This is a genomic window from Trinickia sp. NRRL B-1857 (assembly GCF_050470685.1).
Lineage (GTDB): Bacteria > Pseudomonadota > Gammaproteobacteria > Burkholderiales > Burkholderiaceae > Trinickia.
Genome location: NZ_JBFLUK010000011.1, coordinates 1115697 through 1135128, shown reverse-complemented (window position 1 = coordinate 1135128; position 19432 = coordinate 1115697). Strand labels below are relative to the sequence as shown.

The following is a 19432-nucleotide window of genomic DNA, read 5'->3' as shown; positions in this document are numbered from 1 at the left end:
GGCGTGGTTGCAGCGGGTAACGGGAGAAAACTCGCTGCGGCAGTCAGCGATCTCTTTCTTGAGTAAGCGCTCGCGGCAACCGCAACCGCCCATGCGACGGCTGGATCCGGGACAGCGGGAGAACTGGTCGCACCTCCCGACGAAGCGGCCGCAGCGGGCGCAGCAACCATAGCGGGCGAAGATGTGCGCGAACGTGTGTAAAGCGCAGGCGACCCCGGGTAGTCACCAGGTACCGTTATGGCCCATCCTTCCGCGCCATGGGAGTACCCTCGATCCAGCAACGGGTTCCACCAACCCGTCAGCGGGGGGTCCCCCCGCCCTTCATTTAAGACCGGGAAAACGTCAGTAGACCCTTTCCAAAGGCCTCCACGTTCGATGCCCAGATCATCGAGCAAATTCCAACAAAACTGACACACCTCGATATTGGCCAGAATCCGCGCCTTCCTGCCCACAACTGCAAACTTGCGTCTCAATTCTGGAACGATGAGGCAGGCTCTTTGGCGATCCGCTAGATACTGATCGCTGTACTTGGGCGTGACCACCCCTCGCCTCACGGCGTCATCACGTTTTTCTATCGCGCGTGCCGCTCGAAACCTGAGCATTGCCGAGAGCACCAACATTTCGGCGTGACCGGAAGCACGACTGGGGCCGTCTGCAATCCACGATCGATCCCGATCGTCCGCTGCATACGCTCGTGCGTCGACGATTTCCGGGATTCGACCGATCGCGCGGAAACAGGCTTGCTTGAGGGCGTATTTTTCCGGTTCCGTAATCGGGGCATTCTGCCGTGCCACGAACAGAGCGTTCCAATTGTCTCGCCAGCCGAGCGCCACGGTCTTGGCTTGTCCTGCCCGCACGCCAAACACCTGTTGCGCCATCCGCATAAGTTGCTGAAGCGTCATCGCCGATTGTCCCCGTTCGACAAAAACGATAATTAAGTGCCTCTATAATCGGGGCTGTGGTGGATGTCGTTGCTCCGATTTCTATTTGAAAGGCCTACCCCGCCTTTTTCTTCTCCCATTCGAGAATTTCCTCGACGTAGGCTCGCCCCATGTCCGGCATGCCCCGGAAATCCGCTGAATCGTTCGGCAGAAGCCATTTGTCTAGCGTTCGATGCGAGACGCTGATCCGAGCGGCGAACTCATCGCGCGTCATGTCGAGTTGTGCCATCGCCTCACGTAGAAGATCCTGCTGAGACGGACGCCAAGCTCGTTTGACCGCTACCACTCGCTTCCTCTCATTCATTTCCGCATGTGCGGACCGGCGGGCTGCGACGCATGCGCGTCACGGTCGCTGTTCGGCGTATCCGACAGGAACGTGCTTCGCATCGTCGCAACAAAGACCGAGGCCTGGTTGACCATCTGCCTGGCATCGTCCAGCCCCACGGATTGCCCGTTATAGTCCGCCACCAGCCGGATTTCGTGGGCCCTATTGAGCAGACGCCCCATGTCCTTTGCCACCTGCCCGCTCTTCACCAAATGCGTACCAAAGGCCGCAATCAGTCCGCTATGGGTGCGCGCGACTTCGGGCGGCACAGCTGCCCCGGAGGACAGCAGCGCGGAGCGCGCGGCGTCAAACATCGCGTAATAGGCTCGATTGGCTGCACCGTCGACATCGCCGAGATCCAGCAATGCACGCGCCGATGCACAGGCCGTATCGGCCTTGTTCATCAACGCTTGCGGTGTAAATGGTCCATTACTCACAGTCGAACGCCCTCCCGATCGATATTGCGCAACAGGGCGGGATTGGAATAGCTCTCCGGGTGTTCCCATTCGTCCAGCCAAACGGGAAGCGGCGAGATCAGGATGCCGGTATCGAGCAGGACATCGAAGGCAACGTCCGCCATGTCCAGCTTCGCATCCAGAAAACGCCTATGCTCGCCGCGCAGCAGCACGGCAACATCAGCGTCACTATCGGGACGATGCGTGCCACGAGCACGACTGCCATAGACGATTGCGCCGGCCGCATCGTAGCGGTCAGCGATCAGCGCAAGAAATTGACGGACGGCACTTTCGGTGTCTGCATCAATGCCGGTCATATGGTGCTCCGCAGGCCAGGAACCCCATTTTATATCCCCACTGGGGAAGTCTCAAGGAAGCGCTGCCTCGCTATCCGATCACCGCACCAGCAATCGATTTCTGCAAGAACGATGTGACGCGTGCTGGAACGTTCCATCTTGATGCGTTCGCAGGACGGATTTGCATACCCGTCGACGTCAAGGGCAAACAGCCAACGCCACGCGCCCACCTTACTCTTCCCAGGGCGAGCCTAATATCTGTCCGCAAAAATTGATGCGGCAATAGTTCGGATCCACTCGATCGAGCACGTCGGCGCCCACGGTGCCGAACGTAGTCGCGGGTCGATGAGCGAGCCCGTTGCCCATCGCGGCAATGAAGTCGTATTTGAACTGATTGTCCCGCGGGTATGCGGCCAATACGCCTGTGCGCTGTTCGTTCGAATAGGTATCGAGGTGTGCGGCCGTCAAATCCGTTTGCGTGGCGGCGGCAAGCACGTTCGCGAGCGGCGAGATGCGTGAAGCGATGCCCGGCGTCATATGAAGCGCGATCGCAAGCCAAGCCTCGTTTTGCTCGCGCTCGCCAATCCCGTATCGATCGAGATGACTGCGCGCCGCATCCGCGCTGTCCACTTCATAGCGCACCGTCGAGTGCGCATACGCTTCGGTCAGGCCGAAATTCGCGTACATCGCGCTCACGTAAAGCAAATCGGTGTCGCAGATTTCGCCCGTGCGTTGCGCGTTCAACATCGCGAAGATGAAAACGCGGCATGCATGACCGAATAATACGATCGGCATCGCCGCGCGCGCACGCGCCGCGGCTGCCTGAGCAACCGGGGTGCGCGGAATGCGCACCCCCACCACTTCGTCGGCCGTCGATAGGGACGACGTGCGCATGAAGCCTCCTTACGTTGGTTTCCGCGGGCGGCCTATCCCTGCTCCCGCCCGCGGCTCGAACGGATGCTTAGCCTTTCAGGAACGCAAGCAGGTCGGCATTGACTTGTTCGACATGCGTGGCGCACATACCGTGCGGCGCACCCGCGTAGACTTTCAGCGTCGCATTCTTGACGATCTTCGCCGAAAGCTTGGCCGAGTCGTCGATCGGCACGATCTGATCGTCGTCGCCATGCAAAATGAGCGTGGGCACCGTGATCTTCTTCAAATCTTCGGTGTAGTCCACTTCGGAGAACTGTTTGATGCACTCGTATTGGCCTTTGATCGAACCGGCCATGCCCTGCCGCCAGAAGTCTTGGACCAGACCTTGGGACACCTTCGCATTGGGGCGATTGAAGCCGAAAAACGGCACGGCCAAGTCGAGATAGAACTGCGAACGGTTCGCGGCCACGCCGGCACGAATGTTATCGAATACCGACATATCGAGCCCGTTCGGATTCGTAGCCGACTTCACCATCTGCGGCGGCACCGCGCCGATCAGCACGGCCTTGGCGACACGCGCTTCGCCGTGGCGGCCGATGTAATGCGCAACCTCCCCGCCGCCCGTCGAATGCCCGACCAGCATCGCCCCTTTAACGTCGAGCGCATTGAGCACCGCGGCGAGGTCGTCGGCATAGGTGTCCATGTCGTTGCCCTGCGACGGCTGGCCGGAACGGCCGTGACCGCGACGATCGTGCGCGATGACGCGATAGCCTTGATTCACGAGAAACAGCATTTGCGCGTCCCAGGCGTCGGCGGACAGCGGCCAGCCGTGGGAGAACACGACGGGCGTGCCGGTGCCCCAATCCTTGAAATAGATTTGCGTGCCGTCTTTGGCCTTCACGAAGCCGCCGCCTTGCGGGTGGTGGCCATCATGCGCCGCCGGCGCCGGTTTCGCGTCGGCGCTCGCCGGCAGCGTTGCCATCGCGGCCATCGCGCCCGCTACACCGGCGCTCGCCGACAACAGGCGGCGGCGCCCGGCCGAAAGGGGGAACGTATTGCTATCTTGTGCACTCATATTTTCTCCGTCGATACGTCGCCGCGGATGTACCGGGCGAAGAGCTTTCACTGATCCATGGGGGTGCGTACTCGCCTATTGCGGTTACATTCAACCGTGGTAAGGCAATGCGCGCTGGCATGTTAGTGGCCCGTCTACGCGGATGTCCTATCGAAAACCTGAAGAGTTCTGAATCGGAGCGCGATATCACTCGACGGATGAGTCTTGCCCGATGGGGCAGACGTTCGCAGTCCCGGCGCTGCGCAGCAGCGCGTCGAACCGGCGCGCTTCGGGCACCCGCGTGCCCGCCCCGATCCGCTCGACGAACGAGGCAAACGGCGTCAAAACCGCCGCAGCCTGAGCGGCCTCTCCCGCGCGCAGCAAGGAATCGGCTAGGTCCAATGCCGCCCGTAGCGCGAACAGCGGCGCGCCTTGCTCGCGCGCGAGCGTCATTGCATCGCTGAAGTAGCGATGCGCAAGCTCGCGCGCCGTGACGTCGGCTCGCCGTTGATGCGCGGCGCGTTTTTCCGCGCGGGCCTGTTCCACGCGACCGCGTACGCGCAACAATTCCGCCATGAAATTGTGATCGCCTCGCGCATGGCAATGACGCCGGGCTTGATCGAGCGCGATTTGGGCTTCGTCGATTCGGCCTTTCTCGATCAGCACTTCGCCATAGGCGCACACCAGCGGTGCCGTCAGTCGCGCGAATCCTTGCGAAGCCAGCCGAGCAAGGCCGGCTTCCAGCCGAAGCAGACCCGCCTCGGGCTGCCCGCTTGCGATTTCTAGTTGCGCGGCGAGGCATTCGCCATAGTCCTGCCAACCGTCGAACCGATTGAGCGCGGTCTGCGAACGAAGCAGCGCTAGATGATGAGACGCGGACTCCCATTCGCCGCAAGCAAGTTCGATCGGAACGACGACGGCTGCGAGCAGATGGCACAGCGAGGGCTCGAGCATGTCGGCGCGCACGAAGTTGATCGCGCGTTCCACCCATTGCAGCGCAGAGGCCGTATCGCCTTGCATCCACGCGATCCGCGCGAGCGTACCCGAACCGAAGATCCGGGGATCCACGGCGAGATTTCTGTCGTCGGGCTCGGGAATCCCGAATGCGTCGAGCGCGCCGAGCGTCCGCTCGAGCCGCTCCCGAGCCTGAGCTTGCTCGCCGAAGCAGTGCAGCGACGCCGCCAGCGTCGCGCTTGCACACAGCTTCTGCCACCGCAGGCCGCAGCGATCGGCGTGCACCTCGAAGCGCGTCGCATAGCGCAGTGCTGCGTGGATATCGCCGCTTGTCATCGCCGCGTTCCAGAGGCCCCAAAGCGCGCGCGCTGCGAAGGCTTCGTCCCCCGTCGATTCGGCGCGTGCGAGGACCCGCCTCCAAAGGGCGGATGCCTCGGCGGCGCCGCCACCGGTCAGCAGCAGCGACGCGGCGTGGGCGGCGCATAGACGCATTTCGCACACGACGTCGATCGCGCCGGCCGGCAGCGTGTCGAGCGTGGCGAGCGCCCGCTCGGCGCGTGCGCGGCATTCGTGGACAAGCGACGCATCGAGCAACGTCCCGACGAGCGAACCCGCCAACGCGACGCCCAGCGCGGGATCGCCCTCGTCGGAAAACGCCCAGTCCCAAGCACTACGCGCGTCGTCCAATGTCGAATGCGCGAGCGGCGGCGTTTGCGGCCGTTGCGGCGCGATCGTCGAGTGGTCCTCGATATGGCGCTGGAGATACCGCATATGATTGCGCGCGACGCGTTTGACCTCGCCTTCGTTCCGCAGCTTTTCCATCGCATAGGCCCGCGTCGATTCCGTGAGCCGATACCGCGCGATCGTGCCGTGGAATTCGACGGTCAACAGCGACTTCGCCGCCAACTCCCCCAGCGACGCAATGGTCGCGGCAACCGGAATACTCGGCTCGGCTGCCACCGCGCAGACTGCCTCGAAGGTGAACGTGCCCGTAAAGAATGCGAGGCAACGAAACAACGCGCGCGCGTCCGGGTCGAGCAGCGCGTAGCTCCAGTCGAACGTCGCGCGCAACGTCTGATGGCGCGGCAGCGCCGAGCGCATCCCGCCGCTCAAAAGGTTGAAGCGATCGTCAAGGCGGGCCGCCACGCCATCCACGCCCAACGTCGCCACGCGAGCCGCGGCGAGTTCGATCGCAAGCGGAAGGCCCTCGAGCCGGCGACAGATGTCGGCGACGAGGCGGATGCTCACCTCGTCCGCCGCACATCCCGGGGCGATCGCGCGGGCACGCTGTAGAAACAATTCGATGGCGCCGTGCTCCGCGACACTCGGGAGCGCGGCGTCCGCCGGCGGCACAGAGAGCGGTTCGACGCGAAAAACGGTTTCGGCGCGAATGGCGAGCGGCTCGCGGCTCGTGACAAGCACGCGCAAGTGGCTCGCATCGGCAACAAGCGCCTGCACGATCTCGGCCACCGCGTCGATCACGTGTTCCGCGTTGTCCAATACCAACAGCACGCGTTCGGCGCTTAGTGTTGCGATCAGCGAATGCGGATCGCGCGCCGTCGTGGCGGCATCGGCACACAACGCGAGTGCGAGCGCCGCAAGGACGGCCTCGCTCGAATCCGCTAACGCCAATTCGACGAAATAAACGCTCGTGCCCGGCACTTTGCTCAACGTATGAGCCGCCCCCACGGCAAGGGCCGTTTTTCCGATCCCGCCCGCGCCGACGAGCGTCACCACGGTCGCATCGTTCAATTGTTCGACTATACGCGCCGATTCGCGGGCGCGACCGATGAGCGGTGCATCGGCGGGAAGCCGTACTTCGGCCTCGGGCGCGTTCACCGTTCGCGTGTACGGCACGAGCATGTACCCACGCCCGCTGACCGTCTTGATGAGCTCGCGGTCTACGTCGAGCACCTTGCGCAAGGCCGCAATGTGGACTTGCAAGCGATTTTCTTCGACGATTTGGCCGGGCCAAACCGTGTCGATGATGTCGTCCTTCGATACGATCGCGCCTTTCGCGCGAAACAGGACTTCCAAGATGTCGAAGGCGCGTGCGCTAATGCGCAACGTCATGCCGTTTCGTCGTACTTCTCGATGCTCGAAGTTGACGAGCAACGTACCGATCTCGACCATGGCGTTTCTCCTGGGACTGTGGGCGGTGCGGGTTGCAGTCGCGCTACGAACGAGACACGCCGCCAGCGAAGGATTGAGTTCGCGTAGTGTAAGTGGCACGTAACCTTGCGTATTGGACAAAAATGCTCCCATACGCGCGGCACCAAAGCTGTGTTGGCAACCTACGCCGGCTCGCCGCGTGCGACACAGCCTGGCGCCCGCGGTTGTGACCTGCATTTATCGATGGTATAAACGATTGAACGTTAGTCACCTTCATGCAGTTATGTCTCACGCGATTCCGCCCGGTTCCGCGACCGCTTCCTCGCTTGCGTCGCGCGATGGTCTCGGTTGCGCATTCAGCAAGCTACGCAAAAACGTAGAGGTCCGTAATCATGACTTCACGTTCTATCGCAAGTGCATGGAAGAGGAACACCTCGAGCAGGTGGCGATGCCGGCATGCGAACGCGGTTTCTTGGTCGGCATATCGTTGAATGGCGGGCATCGTCGAAGAATATTCCGCGGCCGGCGTTTCGAGGATCGGCACTTCGATACGCACTCGGTCTATGTCCGCGATTTTTCCGAACCGTACCAAGCGGATCTTTACGGCAATTTCGACTTCGTGTTGGCCGAACTGTCCCACGGGTTTCTAAACCGCTTGGCCGACGAGCACGGCCTGCCGCGCATCGCGGGCCTCGTCTGCGAGTCGAATCGAAGCGATCCCGTGCTTGGGCATTTGGCCGCCGCCTTGGCAGCGAACGCGGAAGTGCCGGGCGAACTCGGCGCATTGTTCGTCGAGCAGCTCGGCTTGACGATGGGCATCCATCTCGCGCGGCAATACGCCAACGTGCAGCACCGCGAGGCCAGAACCAAAGGTGTGCTCACGGCAGCCCACGAGGCCCGCGCGAAAGCGCTGCTGCTGTCGCGCCCGCGCGAAGGCATCACGCTCGCCGAAGTGGCGCGGGAATGCAACTTGTCACGCGCCTATTTCATTCGGGCGTTCGCCAAAAGCACAGGCCTCACGCCGCACCAGTGGCTGCTCGAGCAAAGGACCCATCAAGCGCGCGAACTCATCGAACGAAGCGCACTCGGGCTGTCCGATATCGCCAACGCCTGCGGCTTCGCCGATCAAAGCCATATGAGCCGTGTCTTCTTAAAAGCGCTAGGGACGACGCCAGGTGCCTGGCGCCGCCAAGCGAAGGGCTAGTGCGAATCGCTGCCGCAATAGGCCTCTAGGCGATAGCCATCCGGGTCGATGACGAACGCGGCGTAATAACCCGGGCCGTAATCGGCTCGCAGTCCCGGCATGCCGTTGTCTCGGCCTCCGGCCGCGAGCGCCTGCGCGTGAAAGGCGTCGACGGCCGAACGCGTCGGCGCGGCAAAGCAAAAGTGCAGGCCCGATCGCGCGTCGGGATCCACGGGATGATCGGCGCTGGAAATCCAAAACTGTACGGATTCGGCGCCATAGCCCAACGAGCCTCCGCCCGCATGCAAGCATCGATAGCCTAGGGCTTCGAGCGTTCGGTCATAAAACGCTTGGGTCTTCGCGATATCGCGCACGCCGATCGATACGTGGTCAAGCATCTTCGTCTCCTGCTTCAGGGTTGAACGGAGAATCATTGTCCGGCCGAAGCGGAAGACGAGACTTTGCAAAAATTGCGGAATACAAGATTTCAGCGCCGACCTGAATCACCCGCCAAATTAAAGAGAATGCGCGTCCTGTCTTTACTCACGGAGTCAGGTATGGGCTCGCGGCGCCAACTGCCGCAAGAGCGGCGCATGGCTCGGGTATTGCGCCGCGAGTGCAGCGATATCCGCCAGTTCGAAATCGCTGAACTCGAACCCAGGCGCGACGGTACAGCCGACCAGTGCGAACCCGGCCGCGTCCGCGCTATCGGGCGTCTCGGCGCATTGCGCTGCGAACCAACAACCGGCCGGCACGATCACTTGAAACGAAGCCTCCTCATGAGCGAGCGCATTGCCGAGCCGATGCGTGGCTAAGCGTCCGTCGGGATCGATGACATGCACGTCGATCGGATCGCCGGCATAAAAATGCCACACCTCATCGGAGTGGATACGATGCCACGCCGAATACGCGCCATCGCAAAGCATGTAATAGATGCAAGTCGACGCCGCACGAGACACCTTCGCCGCGCCGCCCGGCTCAACGATTCGAGCGACGCGTTGCGTATCGCGATGCGTCTCTCGGTAGTGCCCACCTTCAGGATGCTGCGCCAACTGAAAACGATCGATCAAACGCTGCTTGTCTTGCTTTTCGACCTTCATCGATAACGCTCCTTTGAGTGATGGTCGGCGTCGGCGCCGTCGCGCGAATCCAGCCGATCTCAGGCCGGGTTCGAGGGCATCTGGGACATATCGACGAACATCACTTCCCAAATATGTCCGTCCGGATCTTCGAAACTGCGGCCGTACATGAAGCCGAGATCCTGCTTCGCATTGACATCGGCTTTGCCGCCGTTCGCGCCGGCCGCCTCGGTCATTTTATCGACGCCTTCACGGTCGTCGGCACTGAGGGCAAGCATCACTTCACTTTCGCGCCGCGAATCGACGATCGGCTTGCTCGTGAAATGCGCCCATTTCGCATGCGTCATCAGCATGACGAAGATCGTGTCCGACAAGACCATGCAGGAACTGCTGTCATCGCTGAACTGCGGATTCTTGTTTGCACCGATCGCTGTATAGAAAGCCGTCGCTTTCGCAATATCGCTCACCGGCAGATTAATAAAGATTTGCCTCGGCATGGTCTTGTCTCCTGGTTGGATAAGTTCGTTAGAACGCCGGCGCAAGTGCAACGCGCATTGCGATAGCGCGCGCTATAGTACGCGAACAACCCGAAACAACTGAGCAAAGTGCGCATATGGATGCAAAGCTGATCGAGCGCGATTCAACGCGGATCGTGCATATCACCGGTAGCAACGCGCGAATCGAGACACGGCAGGACGCACTCGATGCCGTCTTCAGCCATGGCCATACGGATCTTGCCGGGATTGCGATCGATCAGGCCTGTCTCCACCCCGATTTCTTCGAGCTCAAGACAGGCGTTGCGGGGGAAATCCTACAGATGTTCGTCAACTACCGAACCGCCGTGGCGATCGTCGGCGTTTTTTCGCACTACGAAAGCGACAGCCTTCGCGATTTCATCGTCGAGAGCAACCGCGGCCGGCATGTCTTTTTTGCCGCCGACATCGACGATGCGATCGCGCGGCTAACGGCTGCCAATCGATAACCGGATACCCAATGCCCCAGTCCCGGCGTAATACACTGCGCCCGGACTGGCAACGATCATTGATTCGGGGCGTATAACGTGGATTCCGCGAACTGCTCCGCGGCGAGGACGCGTCCGACGAGAATCAACGCCGTGCGTTCGATATCGGTCTGCGCCACCTTGCCGACGATATCCGCGAGCGTCCCGATTACGCGCTCCTCATCGGGCCAACTCGCTCGGTACACGACCGCGATCGGGCAGTCGTCGCCATAATGCGGACGCAACTCGTCGACGATACGCGCTAGATGCCGCACGCCCAGGTGAATCGCCATCGTCGCGCCATGGCGCGCCAGATCGCCGAACTGCTCGCCTGCGGGCATCGAGGTCTTGCTCGCGTATCGCGTCAGGATGACCGTTTGAGACACGCCGGGTAGCGTAAGTTCGCAACCCAGCGTTGCGGCACAGGCGGCCGTTGCGGTCACGCCAGGTACGATTTCGTAGGGAATGCCTAGGCGCTCAATGCGCCGGATCTGTTCGCCGATCGCACCGTACAGCGAGGGATCGCCCGAATGCACGCGCGCCACGTCCTGTCCCTTCGCATGGGCCTCGGCGAGCAAGCCCACAATCGTATCGAGATCGAGCTCGGCGGTATTGACTACGCGCTCGGCCACGTTACCGTCCAAAACCGCGGACGGTACCAGCGAACCCGCATAAAGAATCACGGGGCACGCTCGAATCAAGCGCTGCCCTTTCACCGTGACGAGTTCCGGGTCGCCCGGGCCCGCACCAATAAAGTACACCGTCATGCTTTACTCCGTCATGAGCCGGGCCGGATCATACGGGCATCGTTTTCGATGCGCAACGTTTCGAGTGCGGCCAGCAAGGCATCCGTCGTTTCAAAGATTCGCTCGACATCGGGCAAGCTCGGACGCCGCAGCATGACGATGGGCAACCCGCGTTCGCGCGCGACGTCGAGTTTAGCCTCGGTCGCGGCACCCCCGCTATTCTTGCTGACGATGACGTCGAACCGGTTTTCCTCGAAGAGCGCACGCTCGCCCTCCAACGTGAACGGCCCGCGCGCGCCGATGATGCGAGCCTGCTCGGTACCGGGATGCGCATCGAGACAACGAATCGTCCAATACTGATGCGCGGGGATCTCGTCTAAATGTGCGAGCGGCTCGCGACCGAGCGTAAACAACGGGCGAGCGAAAGGCGTCAGTGCTGCGCGTACCTCGTTCCAGTCGCAGACGAAACGCCAATCGTCTTCGGCGCGCGGCTCCCACGGCGAACGGCGTAGCGCCCAGCACGCCACCGCCGCAATACGACCGGCCGATGCCGCGTTCGCACTCATTTGCGCCGCATACGGATGGGTTGCATCGACGATCAGCCCGATGCGCTCATCCTTTAGAAAACGAACGAGCCCTTCGGTGCCGCCGAAGCCACCGACGCGCACGTGACAAACAAGGTCGTCGGGGATTTTGCCGAGCCCGGCGAGACTATAGATATCTTCAGACTTGAGACGGCGCGCAAGCTTCAGTGCGTCCCCCGTTCCGCCCAGCACGAGGATTCGGGTCACTGCGCGACTCCGACGAATCGCCCTTCGCGGTCGATCGCGAAGACTTCGACCGTCACCTCCGGAGGGACGATGCCCTGCGCGACTGCGCGAGCATGTCGACAGACCGCATCGCCGAGGGCAATGCCCTGCTTGGACGCGATCGCCAGCGCTTGCTGACTCGTGTTGGCGGCTCTGATCTCGGCTTGCAGGGCCTCGCCGCCGCCGGCCTCGCCCGCCCACTGCGCCAGCAACGGCAAATCGATACTCGAATGCCGGCTGTGCAGATCGAGGTGGCCTGCCGCGAGCTTGCTCAGCTTACCGAACCCGCCGCAGAGACTGAGTTTGGCGATCGGGGCACGGCGCATATGCTTGAGTACCGCGCCGACGAAATCGCCCATTTCGATCAGCGCGATCTCCGGCAATGCATAGCGCGCACGCATCGCGTCTTCGCTCGCGTTGCCGGTGCAGGCGGCCACATGTCGATAGCCGTTCGCGCGCGCGACGTCGATCCCTTGATGGATCGACGCGATATAGGCCGAACAAGAAAACGGCCGAACGATGCCCGTCGTGCCCAAAATCGACAATCCGCCGACGATGCCCAATCGCGGGTTCATGGTCTTTAGCGCCAACGCCTCGCCGTTTTCGACGCCGATCGTGACCTCGAACCCACCCGCGTAGCCATGCTCGACAGCGAGTTCGGTCAAGTGATCGTGCATCATCCGGCGCGGCACGGGGTTGATCGCCGGCTCGCCGATCGGCACCGTCAGGCCGGCTCTCGTCACGGTCCCCACGCCCGGGCCCGCGTGAAATCGCACCCCAGGCGCGGCGCTAAGCGTCACACGCGCGAAGACGAGCGCGCCATGCGTGACATCGGGATCGTCGCCGGCATCTTTGATCGTGCCCGCTTCGGCGCCGGCAGCGCCATCGGTCCCATTGACGAAACGGCAGAACACGAGCGGCATCGGCACATGCCGTCCTTTCGGCAGCACGATCTCGGCCACATCGCTGGCCTCACCGCCAAGCAGCATGCGCGCAGCGGCCAACGACGTGGCCGTCGCACAGCTTCCCGTCGTATAGCCGCTACGTAAAGGGCGGGCCTTCTCGGGCGTCTCGTCGCGCATCGTCATGTCGGCTCGTTCAGCGCGCCTGCCTCGACGCGCACCGCTTTCGTCACATCGAGCAGCGTAATCGGCAACGCCGCCCGCCAGGTATCGAAGCCGCCGAGGGGCTGCGCTTCGCTCATAGCGATGCGCGTTAGCGTACCGCCATGACGGGCGCGCCAATCGACCAAAGCCGCCTCGCCTTGCAGCGTCACGGCATTGGCCACGAGCCGCCCCCCTTCGCGCAGACTCGACCAACACGCGTCGAGCACGCCCGGCACCGTCACCCCGCCGCCGATAAATATCGCATCGGGCGCGGGCAGTCCCACCAAGGCCTCGGGGGCGCGCCCTTCGACCAATCGTAGACCGGGCACGCCCAGCGCGTCACGATTATGTGTGATGAATGCCTGTCTGCGCGCGTCCGATTCGATCGCGATCGCTCGACATGTGGGATGCGCGCGCATCCACTCGATACCGATCGACCCGCACCCCGCGCCGACATCCCATAACAAGGCGCCCGGCACAGGCGCGAGACGTGCAAGCGTGATGGCCCGCACGTCGCGCTTGGTCAATTGACCGTCGTTCAAAAACGCGTTGTCGGGCAAGCCGATCGTCAACGGCAGCGAGCCGCCGCTTTCCACGCGGCACGTCAGGGCAACGATGTTGAGCTCGGCGACCGCTTGTTGTCGCCACATTTGCGCCTGCGCATCGATTCGGCGTTCGAGCGGGCCGCCTAGGTGCTCGAGCACGCTCATGCTCGTCTCGCCGAATCCGCGTTCGTTCAATAGCGCCGCGATCTCAAAGGGTGACATTCCGTCGCGACTCATGACGAGCACGCGCGCGCCGTCGCGCAAGTGCGCATTCAAAGACGCGAGCGGCCTTCCGACCAACGAGACGATCGATACGTCTTGCAGCGACCAACCCAACCGCGCGGCCGCCAGCGACAAGGAGGACGGCCCCGAGATCACGCGCATTTCCGCCGGCGCAACGACGCGCGCGAGCGTTGCACCCACGCCGAACCACATGGGGTCGCCGCTGGCCAAGACGCAAACCGGCGTGCCTCGATAGGCCTCGATATGCGTTACGTCGAACGGTTTAGGCCAAGGCTCGCGACGGGCGCGAATCTTCTCGGGCAGCATGGCCAAATGCCGCTCCCCGCCCATCACGACAGTCGCCTCCAGCAGCGCTCTCCGGGCTGCCCGTCCCAATCCGAAAAAACCGTCTTCACCGATGCCGACGACTGTCAGCCACACCATCATTGCCCCTCGTCCGTCTCGCCGGTCACGGCCGGCCGGCGGTATTCGTACCATTGCAAACAGGGCATAATACCCGCTTTGCTGGCGCTAATCGTTCGCGCAAGCCACGACCGCGCGGGCTTTCTCGGCCAAGCGTTTCCCTCCTTGCCGGGCGACGTGGCCGGCGCGCAACGCCAACTTCGTTGAACCTTGGGCTACCCTCCGTCTCCTTCGCTTCGGCCTTCGGCTTGTCCCGCGCTTTCGCGGATCGTCGCTGCACGCGATGGCGGGCTGTGCCGCATCAAGCTGCCCGGCGGCAAATTGCTCGCGTCGCAGGCATTCGCAATCTGCGATGCGGCGCAGTCGCACGCCTCTGGCATCGTCGAACTGACGAACCGCGCCAATCTACAGTTACGCGGCGTAAAACCCGGCGCCGAAACCGCGCTGAGCCAACGCTTGGCCGAAGCGGGGCTCGGCCCGCGTGTTTGCGAGGATCCCTCGCTCGATCCGGCACTCACCGCGCATCGAGCAGCCGTCGCCGACGATGCACGCAATCTGTTGGTCAGCCCCGTCGCCGGCCTCGATATCGATAGCCTCTGCGACACCTCCGCGCTGGCCGAGCAACTCCTCGCCGTCCTGCAAAACGAGCCTCGGTTGGCCGAATTGTCGCCGAAATTTTCGGTACTGCTCGATGGCGGAGAACGACTCGCGGCACTCGATCATCCGCACGATATCTGGTTCGCGGCCATGCCTCTCGCAAGGGATGTGGACGATGAACCGCGGTTCGCGGTGGGCCTGGCAGGGCAACCCTCGGCAATCGCGGGCCATGCGTTGGCCGCGGTTCGACAAAACGAAGTCGCAGTCTTGCTACGGGCACTGTTACACACGTTTCTCGACCTCGCTGCACCGGACGAAAACCGTATGCGCGACCTGCTCCGCTCGCACGAGGGACACAGCGTGCTCGCGCAAGCAGCGGCGCAAGCGGGCGTCGAGTTACAGCGTGGCGATCATGGCGATGAGATCGGCCTATGGCGACGCGCCGCGGCCGAGAGCCGTCGACGATTCGGTGCGCATGTGCAACGCGACGGCATCCGTTGGCATATCGGCGGTCAACCGCCGCTCGGGCGCATCGATACGGCTACGCTCGCCGCTTTGGCACGACTAACCCTCGCGCATAGCGACGGCATGCTCCGATTCACCCCGTGGCAAAGCGTCTTGCTCGCCAACGTCGCCGAGCAAGACGTGGCGCACGTGGAACGCGAGTTAGCTGGCCTCGGCCTCGTTTCGGATCCGCGCGATCCGCTCGCTCGGTTAATTGCCTGCGCAGGTTCGGCTGGATGTGCGAAAGGTTTGGCCGACACAAAACACGATGCATTGCATATAGCGAGACATCTACCGGCCGACGCCGAAGTTCATCTAAGCGGATGCACGCGCTCGTGCGCCGCCGCACATTGTGCGCCCTACACTCTATTAGCCGTGACACCCGCTCGCTACGACGTCTACCGTCGCGCCGCATCGGGTGCCGACGACGGTGCGCATCGCTTCGGCGAACGCATCGGGACCGGCCTCACCATTGAAGAAGCCGCGCGGCAACTTGGCCCATCGGCTAGCGCCAATCTCCCCATGATCGATTACATCCGCGACGGACAAGCCATTTACGACCAATCGTTCGCCACGATACGCGCCGAGGCAGACCTGTCGGCCATTCCCGCCGACCTCGAAAAGCTAGCCGTGCGCGTCGTTCACGCGTGCGGGATGGTCGATGTCGCGCAAGACATCCGTTTCTCGGCGGGCGCCGGTCTCGCCGGCCGCAAGGCATTGGCCGACGGGGCACCCATTCTTTGCGATTCGCGCATGGTCGCCGACGGCATCACGCGGGCGCGCCTGCCGGCTTCGAACGAAGTGCTATGCATGCTCGGCGACCCCGCCCTGCCGGAGCTCGCGCGCAAGATCGGCAATACCCGGTCGGCAGCCGCGCTCGAACTATGGCGGCCTTGGCTCGCGGGGAGCGTCGTCGCCATCGGCAATGCGCCGACAGCGCTGTTCTACCTGCTTGAAATGCTCGACGCCGGCGCACCCAAGCCCGCCCTTATCCTCGGCTTCCCCGTCGGTTTCGTCGGCGCGGCCGAGTCGAAGGCCATGCTTGCCGCGGACAGTCGCGGAGTACCCTACGTGGTCGTGCAAGGACGGCGCGGAGGCAGCGCCATGGCGGCGGCAGCGGTCAACGCACTCGCATCGGAAATCGAATAATGAACCAACGTGGGCATCTTTATGGCATCGGCGTCGGCCCGGGCGATCCCGAATTGCTGACGCTAAAAGCACTCCGCTTACTGAAAGCCTCGCCAGTCGTCGCCTACTTCGTCGCCAAAGGCAAAAAAGGCAACGCCTTCAGCATCATCGAAACGCATCTCGAAGCCGGGCAGACGCATTTGCCGCTCGTCTACCCGGTTACGACCGAAGCGCTGGAGCCGCCGCTCTCGTACGAGTCGGTCATCGCCGATTTTTACGACACCTCGGCCGCGATGATCGGAGAACAGCTCAATGCCGGACGTGACGTAGCGGTCGTATGCGAAGGCGATCCCCTCTTTTACGGCTCGTACATGTACCTGCACGATCGGCTCTCGCCCGAGTTCGACGTCGAAGTGATTCCCGGCGTATGTTCGATGCTCGGCGGCGCGGCCGTGCTCGGCACGCCGCTCGTCTATCGCAACCAGAGCTTGTCGATTCTGTCGGGCGTCATGACCGAGGACGAGCTCAGGCGCAAGCTGACGGACACCGACGCCGCCGTCATCATGAAGCTCGGCCGCAATTTCGATAAGGTGCGGCGCGTGCTCGACGAACTGGGGCTGGCGGATCGCGCGCGCTATATCGAACGGGCGACGATGTCCAATCAACGGATCGTGCCGTTGGCGGAAGTCGATCCCATGGCTTCGCCGTATTTTTCGTTGCTGATCGTGCCGGGGCCGAAATGGCAGGGGTGAGCGCGCCGCCCGCCATCGTCGTGCTCGGCCGCAGCGCACTGCCCACGGCGCGGCGAATCCAAGCTGCGTGTCCCGGCGCGCTCGTACACGGACTGCAAACCCGCGTCGACGGCGAGACGGATTGCAGCTTCGCTCAACTCACCGAGCACCTACAAGCGCTTTACGCGGGCGGCACGCCGATCGTCGCCCTGTGCGCAGCGGGCATCGTCATTCGATGCATCGCTCCGATGTTGGCCAACAAGGGCATCGAGCCTCCGGTGCTCGCCGTTGCCGAGGACGGCAGTGCCGTCGTTCCGCTGCTCGGGGGCCTGGGCGGCGTCAATGTCCTCGCGCGCGATATTGCCCGCGCGTTGGAGGTCGCACCGGCCATCACGACGAGCGGCGAGTTGCGCTTCGGCACCTGTCTGCTCAATCCGCCGAACGGCTACGTGCTGGCCGATCTGGAACAGGGCAAGCACTTCGTCTCCGATCTGCTTGCGGGCGAAAGCGCACGTATCGACGGCGACGCGCCCTGGCTCGACGACGCGCGTATTGCGCAAAGCGATGCCGCCCGGCTGACGATCCGCGTGACGCCGGCCGCATCGGCCGCGCGGCGAGACGAACTCGTGATTCATCCGCGCAGCATCGTCGCCGCCGTTTCGGGCGAGAGCGCGATCACTGCTGACATCGTGCGGGACGCGCTCTCGCGGGAAGCGCTGGCGCCGAACTCGCTCGCAGTGCTACTCGCCCCGGAGAGCCGGAGCGCAGATCCGGCGCTGGAACAAGCGGCTCGCGAGCTAGGCGTGCCCCTACGTTTCGCCACCGTCGGTGCGCTGGGGCCCGAGCAACTGCTTGCATGTTCGCTCGAAGTCAGTCATCAAGTTCGCGTTTCGAAGACCGAAAACATCGCGTTTGGTGTTGCGGCGAAACCGATCGATGTGGATCGAATCGGCCGCCCGAGAGGACGGCTGACTGTCGTCGGTTTGGGGCCCGGTTGCGCCGGCCTCATGGCGCCCGATGCGCGTGCGGCCCTTGACGAAGCCACCGATGTGCTCGGCTACGAGACCTACGTGAAAATGGCCGGCCCGTTTCGGCCGGACCAGCGTCTTCATTGCAGCGACAACCGCGAGGAATTGCAACGCGCGCGTCATGCATTCGAGATGGCTTGCGAAGGCCGGCAAGTGGTCGTCGTGTCCTCGGGCGATCCCGGCGTGTTCGCGATGGCGTCCGCGGTATTCGAGGCGCTCGACGCGAGCGACGACATGCGCTGGCGGGCGGTGGACCTACGCATCGTACCGGGCATCTCGGCCGCGATGGCAACCGCCGCAAAAGCCGGTGCGCCGTTGGGCCACGATTTTTGCATCTTATCGCTGTCCGACAATCTCAAGCCGTGGAGCATCATCGAGAAACGGCTGGAGCACGCGGCGGCGGCCGATTTGGTGATGGCGTTTTATAACCCGATCTCTCGTGCGCGCCCTTGGCAGCTCGACCGCGCATTGGAGATCTTGCGCGGTCACCGCGACCCGAACACGGTGGTCGTACTTGGACGCGACATCGGGCGCCCCGGCGAGACATTAACGACGACAACCCTCGGAGCGCTCCAAGCGACGCAGGTCGACATGCGTACGATGGTCATCGTCGGATCATCCACGACGCGGACCATCGAGGCCGGGCCACAGGGGCGATGGGTTTATACCCCGCGCTGGTATGAGGCGTGAGCGGACTCCACGCATAGCGCTACGCCGGAACCGTCAACGCCTTCGCTAGACAATAATCCGCGTTCCATTCGCGCGCGAGCCGCGCCCACCGCCCAAGTGCAAGGGCGCCCTGCTCGCAATCGACGATGACGACGCGATCGGCCGCAACGGGTTTGGCCGGCCGATCGCGGCTCCGGCCGTCGCCGAATACCCACAGCACGCGCTCGCCGGCCGGATTGCGGCGCCGTGCCTCGTCGAGCAGCTTCGCAGCTGCCGCTACGCCGATCGAAAACGACGTACCGCCACCTCCGCCGATGGGCTGAACCCAGCGTTCGTTCCACCACCTAGGAATCGCGGGGCCGAACCGCAAGTCGGCGCGGCCGCCGCCGAAACAAATCAGCGCCGCCTGCGACCGATCCATCGCCGCACGATCGAAACAAGCGAGCACCAGGCCCTTCGCCATCGCTAGCCGCTCGCCGCTCATCATCGAGGCCGAGCAATCGAGCAAGAAGCAATGCAGTGCGGCGCTTTTCGGTTCGTGGCGGAAGTACCTCAGATGATCCTTTAGCAGCGGGCCCTGCGCTTTTTGCGCAAGCGATGCGGCCCACGCAATGCGGCGCGTCGGGTTCGTCGACGTCTCACGCCCCACGAT

The 19432-nt window shown here is 63.2% G+C and carries 19 protein-coding genes and 1 pseudogene; 6 read left to right on the top strand and 14 right to left on the bottom strand.

Annotation, left to right across the window (positions count from 1 at the left end; translation table 11 throughout):
- Positions 1-996 precede the first annotated feature (996 nt).
- The 6 genes from AB1286_RS25925 to AB1286_RS25900 form a co-directional block, all read right to left on the bottom strand.
- The gene (locus AB1286_RS25925; RefSeq protein WP_430366090.1) at positions 997-1170 is read right to left on the bottom strand and encodes a transcriptional regulator; all 174 of its coding nucleotides are present in this window, start codon (positions 1168-1170) and stop codon (positions 997-999) included.
- 71 nt (positions 1171-1241) lie between these two features.
- Complete coding sequence (locus AB1286_RS25920) at positions 1242-1670, bottom strand: HEPN domain-containing protein (RefSeq protein WP_430366089.1); 429 nt, start codon at positions 1668-1670, stop codon at positions 1242-1244.
- A gap of 29 nt (positions 1671-1699) precedes the next feature.
- Positions 1700-2038: a nucleotidyltransferase domain-containing protein gene (locus tag AB1286_RS25915; RefSeq protein ID WP_430366088.1), complete on the bottom strand. Its 339-nt coding sequence runs from the start codon at positions 2036-2038 to the stop codon at positions 1700-1702.
- A gap of 210 nt (positions 2039-2248) precedes the next feature.
- Positions 2249-2911: a phosphohydrolase gene (locus AB1286_RS25910; RefSeq protein WP_430366087.1), complete on the bottom strand. Its 663-nt coding sequence runs from the start codon at positions 2909-2911 to the stop codon at positions 2249-2251.
- Positions 2912-2978: 67 nt separating this feature from the next.
- Complete coding sequence (locus AB1286_RS25905) at positions 2979-3965, bottom strand: alpha/beta fold hydrolase (RefSeq protein ID WP_430366086.1); 987 nt, start codon at positions 3963-3965, stop codon at positions 2979-2981.
- 186 nt (positions 3966-4151) lie between these two features.
- Complete coding sequence (locus AB1286_RS25900; protein ID WP_430366085.1) at positions 4152-7031, bottom strand: winged helix-turn-helix domain-containing protein; 2880 nt, start codon at positions 7029-7031, stop codon at positions 4152-4154.
- A gap of 262 nt (positions 7032-7293) precedes the next feature.
- On the opposite strand from AB1286_RS25900, the gene AB1286_RS25895 reads away from it, so the two are divergent.
- Positions 7294-8214 carry a helix-turn-helix domain-containing protein gene (locus AB1286_RS25895; RefSeq protein WP_430366084.1) on the top strand — a complete coding sequence of 307 codons (921 nt, stop codon included), beginning with the start codon at positions 7294-7296 and terminating at the stop codon, positions 8212-8214.
- Here the strand turns inward: AB1286_RS25895 and AB1286_RS25890 are convergent.
- The 3 genes from AB1286_RS25890 to AB1286_RS25880 form a co-directional block, all read right to left on the bottom strand.
- A complete protein-coding gene (locus AB1286_RS25890; protein ID WP_430366083.1) occupies positions 8211-8591 on the bottom strand; it encodes a VOC family protein in 381 nt (126 codons plus the stop codon). The two genes, AB1286_RS25895 and AB1286_RS25890, sit on opposite strands and share 4 nt — an antisense overlap.
- A 153-nt stretch (positions 8592-8744) precedes the next feature.
- Positions 8745-9293, bottom strand: a complete 549-nt coding sequence (locus tag AB1286_RS25885; RefSeq protein ID WP_430366082.1) for a cupin domain-containing protein — start codon at positions 9291-9293, stop codon at positions 8745-8747.
- Positions 9294-9352: 59 nt separating this feature from the next.
- Complete coding sequence (locus AB1286_RS25880; protein ID WP_430366081.1) at positions 9353-9769, bottom strand: VOC family protein; 417 nt, start codon at positions 9767-9769, stop codon at positions 9353-9355.
- 116 nt (positions 9770-9885) lie between these two features.
- Here AB1286_RS25880 and AB1286_RS25875 point away from each other — a divergent pair, with 116 nt between their 5' ends.
- Positions 9886-10254, top strand: a complete 369-nt coding sequence (locus AB1286_RS25875; protein WP_430366080.1) for a DUF4180 domain-containing protein — start codon at positions 9886-9888, stop codon at positions 10252-10254.
- Between the two features lie 56 nt (positions 10255-10310).
- On the opposite strand, the gene cobM is transcribed toward AB1286_RS25875, so the two are convergent.
- Genes cobM through cbiE form a run of 4 tightly spaced genes read right to left on the bottom strand, consistent with a single transcriptional unit; the run spans position 10311 to position 14147 of the window.
- The gene (gene cobM / locus AB1286_RS25870) at positions 10311-11039 is read right to left on the bottom strand and encodes a precorrin-4 C(11)-methyltransferase (protein WP_430366079.1); all 729 of its coding nucleotides are present in this window, start codon (positions 11037-11039) and stop codon (positions 10311-10313) included.
- An 11-nt stretch (positions 11040-11050) separates the two neighbouring features.
- On the bottom strand, positions 11051-11809 hold the full coding sequence (locus AB1286_RS25865; protein ID WP_430366078.1) for a cobalt-precorrin-6A reductase: 759 nt from the start codon (positions 11807-11809) through the stop codon (positions 11051-11053).
- Positions 11806-12909, bottom strand: a complete 1104-nt coding sequence (locus AB1286_RS25860; protein WP_430367317.1) for a cobalt-precorrin-5B (C(1))-methyltransferase — start codon at positions 12907-12909, stop codon at positions 11806-11808. Before AB1286_RS25860 ends, AB1286_RS25865 begins: the two co-directional genes overlap by 4 nt.
- Before the next feature lie 2 nt (positions 12910-12911).
- Entirely contained in the window at positions 12912-14147 is a 1236-nt protein-coding gene (gene cbiE, locus AB1286_RS25855) for a precorrin-6y C5,15-methyltransferase (decarboxylating) subunit CbiE (RefSeq protein WP_430366077.1), read from the bottom strand.
- A 186-nt stretch (positions 14148-14333) separates the two neighbouring features.
- Here cbiE and cobG point away from each other — a divergent pair.
- The 4 genes and pseudogenes from cobG to cobJ all read left to right on the top strand — a co-directional run.
- Positions 14334-15731: pseudogene (cobG, locus tag AB1286_RS25850) on the top strand (precorrin-3B synthase); the annotation flags it as partial.
- A gap of 15 nt (positions 15732-15746) precedes the next feature.
- A complete protein-coding gene (locus tag AB1286_RS25845) occupies positions 15747-16373 on the top strand; it encodes a precorrin-8X methylmutase (protein ID WP_430367316.1) in 627 nt (208 codons plus the stop codon).
- Positions 16373-17104 (top strand): precorrin-2 C(20)-methyltransferase, encoded by a 732-nt coding sequence (locus AB1286_RS25840; protein WP_430366076.1) that lies wholly within the window; start codon positions 16373-16375, stop codon positions 17102-17104. Before AB1286_RS25845 ends, AB1286_RS25840 begins: the two co-directional genes overlap by 1 nt.
- Positions 17092-18801, top strand: a complete 1710-nt coding sequence (gene cobJ, locus AB1286_RS25835; protein WP_430366075.1) for a precorrin-3B C(17)-methyltransferase — start codon at positions 17092-17094, stop codon at positions 18799-18801. The genes AB1286_RS25840 and cobJ overlap by 13 nt, the downstream gene beginning before the upstream one ends.
- Positions 18802-18820: 19 nt before the next feature.
- Here the strand turns inward: cobJ and AB1286_RS25830 are convergent, their stop codons facing one another.
- Positions 18821-19429, bottom strand: a complete 609-nt coding sequence (locus AB1286_RS25830; protein WP_430366074.1) for a vWA domain-containing protein — start codon at positions 19427-19429, stop codon at positions 18821-18823.
- Positions 19430-19432 lie beyond the last annotated feature (3 nt).